Annotated in this window: 4 protein-coding genes and 1 pseudogene; 3 read left to right on the top strand and 2 right to left on the bottom strand. The window is 74.8% G+C overall.

Going from position 1 to position 5,246, the window contains the following annotated elements; translation table 11 throughout:
- Positions 1 to 120: 120 nt before the first annotated feature.
- Positions 121 to 1,629, top strand: a pseudogene (locus AADR41_RS41050) (TOMM precursor leader peptide-binding protein); the annotation flags it as partial.
- A gap of 80 nt (positions 1,630 to 1,709) precedes the next feature.
- Here AADR41_RS41050 and AADR41_RS41045 read toward each other — a convergent pair.
- On the bottom strand, positions 1,710 to 1,886 hold the full coding sequence (locus AADR41_RS41045) for a thiazolylpeptide-type bacteriocin (protein ID WP_073790073.1): 177 nt from the start codon (positions 1,884 to 1,886) through the stop codon (positions 1,710 to 1,712).
- Between the two features lie 272 nt (positions 1,887 to 2,158).
- Between AADR41_RS41045 and AADR41_RS41040 the strand changes: the two genes are divergently transcribed.
- Together AADR41_RS41040 and AADR41_RS41035 are read left to right on the top strand one after the other, a co-directional pair.
- On the top strand, positions 2,159 to 3,460 hold the full coding sequence (locus tag AADR41_RS41040; protein ID WP_342287480.1) for an amidohydrolase: 1,302 nt from the start codon (positions 2,159 to 2,161) through the stop codon (positions 3,458 to 3,460).
- Positions 3,457 to 3,729 (top strand): hypothetical protein, encoded by a 273-nt coding sequence (locus AADR41_RS41035; RefSeq protein WP_342287479.1) that lies wholly within the window; start codon positions 3,457 to 3,459, stop codon positions 3,727 to 3,729. Before AADR41_RS41040 ends, AADR41_RS41035 begins: the two co-directional genes overlap by 4 nt.
- A 98-nt stretch (positions 3,730 to 3,827) precedes the next feature.
- Here AADR41_RS41035 and AADR41_RS41030 read toward each other — a convergent pair whose 3' ends face one another.
- A complete protein-coding gene (locus AADR41_RS41030) occupies positions 3,828 to 4,826 on the bottom strand; it encodes a LuxR C-terminal-related transcriptional regulator (RefSeq protein ID WP_342287477.1) in 999 nt (332 codons plus the stop codon).
- Between the last annotated feature and the right edge of the window lie 420 nt (positions 4,827 to 5,246).

The following is a 5,246-nucleotide window of genomic DNA, read 5'->3' as shown; positions in this document are numbered from 1 at the left end:
CCCCCCCCCCCCCCCCCCCCCCCCCCCCCCCCCCCCCCCCCCCCCCCCCCCCCCCCCCCCCCCCCCCCCCCCCCCCCCCCCCCCCCCCCCCCCCCCCCCCCCCCCCCCCCCCCCCCCCCCCCCCCCGACCGCACCCTGCCCCGGGTCAGCCGGATCGACCTCGTCACCCTCGCCACCGCGACCTTCCCGGTCCTGCCCGAACCGCTCTGCCCCTCCTGCGTCCAGGAGGTCCCCGACACCGCCGAAGCAGCCCGCATGCACCTCGGCCCGGCCCCGAAACCCGACCCCGACGGCTACCGGCTGCGGCCCCTGTCCTCGTACCCGCTGCCGACCGCCGCGCTCGTCAACCCGGTCTGCGGAACCCTCGGTTCGGACCTCTGGATCAACCCGACGTCCACCACCACCGCACCCGCCGCGGGCACCCACTTCGTCCGCGGCTACGCCGGTCTCAACGACGTCACCTGGAGCGGCCAGGCCAACAGCTACGGCACCAGCCGCGTCCTCGCCCAGCTGGAGGGCCTGGAACGCTACGCGGGCACCACCCGCAGACGCGGCACCTCACCCGTCGTGGACAGCTACCACCGTCTCGCCGGCCACGCCGTCGACCCCGCCGCCTGCGGCCTCTACGCCCCCGAGACCTACGCGAACGACCCGATGGTCTCCCCGTTCGACCCCGACCGCCCCATTCCCTGGGTGTGGGGCCACTCCCTGCGCGACGACCGGCCGGTCCTGGTACCCGCCAGGCTCGCCCACTACAGCGCCGGGGTCGAGGCCGACAACTTCGTCTTCGAATGCTCCAACGGCTGTGCCACCGGCGGCAGTCCGGAGGAAGCGATCCTCTACGGCCTGCTGGAGATCATCGAACGGGACGCCTTCCTGCTGGCCTGGCACAGCCGGACCCCGCTCACCGCCATCGACCTCACGACCTGCCGCTCCCCGGCCGTCCGCAGCATGATCGACCGGGCCGGACTGCACGGCTACGACGTCCACGCCTTCGACACCCGGATGGACCTGGGCGTGCCCGTCGTCACCGCTCTCGCGGTCCGCCGCGACGGCGGGTACGGCACCCTGTCGTTCGCCGCCGCCGCCGGATTCGACCCGGAGGCCACCGTCGAGTCCGCGCTGTCGGAGGTCCTCACCTACATCCCGCACCTGCCCTGCCAGGTCGCCGAACGGCGCGCCGAACTCACGGCCATGGCCGCCGACTTCGGCCGCGTCCGCCAGCTCAAGGACCACGCCCAGCTGTACGGGCTGCCGGAGATGACGGAACACGCCCGGGAGTACCTGGAACCCGTCGCCGTCCGCACGCTGGCCGACACCTTCGCCGACTGGCAGCCCCACCGCCCGCGCACCGGGGATCTGCTGGACGACCTGAAGCTGGTGCGCGACCGGCTCGCCGCCGCCGGGCACGATGTCATCGCCGTCGACCAGACCACCCCCGAACAGCGCCGCATGGGCCTGCACACGGTCGCCGCCGTCGTCCCCGGCCTGCTGCCGCTGGACTTCGGCTGGGCCCGCCAGCGGGCCCTGCTGATGCCCCGGCTGCGCACCGCGCCGCGGGTGGCCGGACGGCGCTCCGACGACCTGCCGGAATCCGCGGTCAAGCGGGTCCCGCACCCGTTCCCGTGAGACAGCGCACAGGCCCTCCCCGTACCCACGGCACGGAGAGGGCCTGCGGCCCCGCGGACGGCGTACGACCGGTGAACCGGTCAGGCGCAGCAGGAGGTGGTGCTGGTGGTGCTGGAGCAGGTCGAGGTCGAGGAACAGGACGTCGAACCGGCGAGCACGACCTCGGCGGCGTCCGAGTAGTCCGAGATCTCGAAGGTCTCCGACTCCAGCTCCAGGATCTCGTCGGCGAGGGTGGCGAGCTCGGTCTTGGGGGCCATGGTGTTCTCCCTTGGTTCCCGGGGACGGGCCGGCCGCTCCGGCGCCGTTCCCCTGCGACGAGGCCATTCCAGCGGCGGCCGCTGTCGGATCAGCAGCGGTTTCGCTGTCAGACCGCTGACACCCCCTGTCAACCGCTGACACCCCCTGTCAGCGGAACGCCGCGTTGCTGAAGCCGGGGCGGCGCACGCTGAACCGGTCGGCCCCCCACGGACCCGGCGGACCGGGACGACCACGACGACCGGGCCCGCCCGGCGGAACGAGGTGAGATGACATGCAGGAGACAGCCCAGTCCCCGCCCGGCCGCCTGCCGGTCCCCCCACCGGGCCCCGGGCCCGGCGCCCCGGGGCCCGCGGTGGAGCGGGAGGTCCTGCGCCCGGCACTGGAGCTGTACCTCGACGCCCATGCCCACCCCGAGCTCCCCGGCGCCGAGCGGCGCACCGCCGGACTGCTCGCCGCCCGGCTGGAGTCGAGCGGCTGCGCGGTGACCCGGAACGTCGGCGGCGGTCACGGACTCGTCGGCGTCCTGCGCAACGGGGACGGCCCGACGGTCCTGCTCCGCACCGAACTCGACGCCCTCCCGGTCGCCGAACGCACCGGCCTGGCCTACGCGAGCACCGTGCCCGGGGTGATGCACGCCTGCGGCCACGACCTCCACCTCGCCGCGCTCGCCGGGGCGGCGGACACGCTCGCCCGGACCCGGTCCGCCTGGCGGGGCACCGTCCTGCTGGTGGGCCAGCCCGCCGAGGAGACCCTGACCGGGGCACGGGACATGCTGGCCGACGGCCTGTACGAACGCTTCGGCACCCCGGACGCGGTCCTCGCCCAGCACACCTCGCCCGCCCCCGCGGGCACCCTCGCGCACGCCGAGGACCCCCGTACGCCCCTGATGGCGGCGAGCGCCTCGGTGGACATCACCGTGTACGGGCGCGGCGGCCACGCCGGGACTCCGCACCTGGCCGTCGACCCGGTGCTCACGGCGGCGGCGACGGTGCTGCGGCTCCACTCCTCCGTCACCCGGGAGACCGCCCCGGCCGAGCACCCCGTCCTGACCGTCGGCAGCCTGCGGGCCGGTGGTCCCGGCAACGTGATCCCGGAGACCGCGGACCTCTCGCTCTGTGTGCGGGCGCTCTCCGAACCGGCCGTGGACCGGATGGTGGCCGCCGTGCTGCGCGTCGTCCGGGCCGAGTGCGCGGCGGCCGGCTGCCCGGCGGACCCGGACGTCACCGTCACCGCCCGCTCACCCGCCCTGCCGACCGACCCGGCCGCCGGCGCCGAGGTGCGCCGGGCGCACGAGGAGCTGTTCGGCCCGCACCGGGTCGTCGGCACCGGACCGCTCACCGCCACGGAGGACTTCGCCCGGTTCGGCACCGGCGGCATACCGACGGTCTACTGGCTGCTCGGGGCCACCGGGGCGGCGCGGTGGCGCCGGGCCCGGGACGGCGGGGAGCCGGTGCCGCCGAACCACTCGCCGGAGTTCGCCCCCGATGTCCGTACCGCCCTGCCCGCCGGGATCGCGGCCATGGCGTCGGCCGCGCGGCGGCTGCTGGCCCGGCCGGAAGGCGGCCCGGCATGAGCAGCTGGGGCGAGACCGCGTACGGCACCGGCCATGTCGACCTGGTCGCCGTCCGCCGCGACGGCACGGCCGCGACCGGCGAGACCACCGTCGTACGGCTGCTGAGCCTGCTGCCCGCCCACTGGCTCTGCACCCTGCGCTCGGTGGGCCCCGACCGGATCGACCTGCGCATCGACCTCGACGGGCACGTCGACCGGGGCACGGTCCGCCGGGCCGTCGCCGGAGCCCTCGCCGACCGGGCCCTGGACGGCTGGACCGAGGAGCCTTGAACGGAGGCCGCGCAGCCTCTCGGATCCGCCCGGCCCCTCGATCCCGGCCGGCCGGCCCCTTGCATCCGGCCGCGTACCCCTCGGATCCGCGCAGCCGGTCAGATCCAGCCGCGCTCCCGGGCGAGCAGCGCGGCGTGGGCGCGGCTCGCGGCGCCCAGGGTCTGCATCAGATCGGCCACGTGCCGCCGGTACGTGCGTACCGAGACGCCCAGCTCGCGGGCGCCCGCCTCGTCCTTGCCCACGGAGCACATGGACACCAGCACCCGGCGCTCGGTCTCCGACAGACGGTCGTCCGGGGCCGGTGCCGCCGGGCCGTCCGCCCGGTCGAGGTCCGCCGCCTGGTCCCAGATCTTCTCGAAGAGGGCGATGATGTTGCTGACCAGACCGCCGCGGTGGGCCAGCAGCGCGCCACGCGAGGTGTCGCGCGGATCCACCGGTACGAGCGCCGCCTTGCGGTCGTAGACCAGCAGCCGCTCGGCGCTGTGCTCCGTCACCCGGATCATCGCCCCGTGCTCGGCCAGCTCCCGCAGATAGGCGGCGGTCGGCCGGTCCCGCAGGGCGTCCCGGACCACCACGTTCCGGATCTTCACACCGCGCCGCAGACAGCGCAGGTCCAAGGGGCGCGAACGGGCGATGTTCTCCGCCGACAGCCGGGTGTACGGCTCCACGGAGAGGATCTCGTCCCGTGCGAAGAACGCGAGGTCGTCGATCCGGTTGCGGATCTGCGCGAGCCCCTCCAACTGCTCGATCCCGAGCGGCGGAGGCTTACGGGTGTACTGCTCCGCGCGCAGACCGTCGATGACGTGCCGGGACCGGGTGACCCGCTGGAACTCCTGGTGCAGGGCGTGCAGCCGCAGGTCGATCAGCCGGGCCACGGCGGTCTCGGGATCGGTCGGATGGACCCGCAGATCGGCTTCCTCGGGGTGGAGCAGCTTCAGCTCCTGGAGCCGCTCGACACAGGCACGGGCGGCCTGCGGGGTCGTGTGCAGCAGCAGGTGCAGGTCGTCCGTGGTGGTGCCGGGATTGCGCAGGAAATGCCGGTAGATCTCTTCCTCGGCCGCCGAGACTCCGTACACGGACATCTCGTTGTCGCCCACGTGTGCCCCCGCTGCCTGGTCCCTGCACGGCCGCGCACCCCCGGTGGTCGATCACGAGTGTGGGTCCGCGGCTGCCGCGCTGACTGCCCGTGCACCTGCTGGTGGAATCTTTCGGCCAAAGAGTAGACGCTGAGATCTTTTCTGTGAGGACCCCGGACACAACTGTGTACGGGGCGGAGATGAACGGTGTGTGTTCTGCGACAAGTGGCCGTCCACGTACGACGGACGGTCGTCTCCGTCTTCGCCCCCGCCTCCGCCCGCACGGCCGCCCCGCGGCACAATTCCGGTCGGCGACAAGGGCCTCGGCCGACGCGCGACGCCCCCGGGGAGGCACGTCGTCCGGTGCGCCGGGCGGGCCGGACAGCAGCATCCCCGACAGCAGCGTCCCCGGCAGCCGCCACCACGGCAACGGCCACCGCC

This window comes from Streptomyces sp. CLV115 (genome assembly GCF_038448545.1).
GTDB classification, from domain to species: Bacteria; Actinomycetota; Actinomycetes; order Streptomycetales; family Streptomycetaceae; genus Streptomyces; species Streptomyces sanglieri.
This window is presented reverse-complemented; position numbering and strand designations above follow the sequence as displayed.

Bases quoted from the DNA above. Each gene is read 5' to 3' on its own strand.
- AADR41_RS41045 (WP_073790073.1), bottom strand. From the start codon at position 1,886: ATGGCCCCCAAGACCGAGCTCGCCACCCTCGCCGACGAGATCCTGGAG.
- AADR41_RS41040 (WP_342287480.1), top strand. From the start codon at position 2,159: ATGCAGGAGACAGCCCAGTCCCCGCCCGGCCGCCTGCCGGTCCCCCCA.
- AADR41_RS41035 (WP_342287479.1), top strand. From the start codon at position 3,457: ATGAGCAGCTGGGGCGAGACCGCGTACGGCACCGGCCATGTCGACCTG.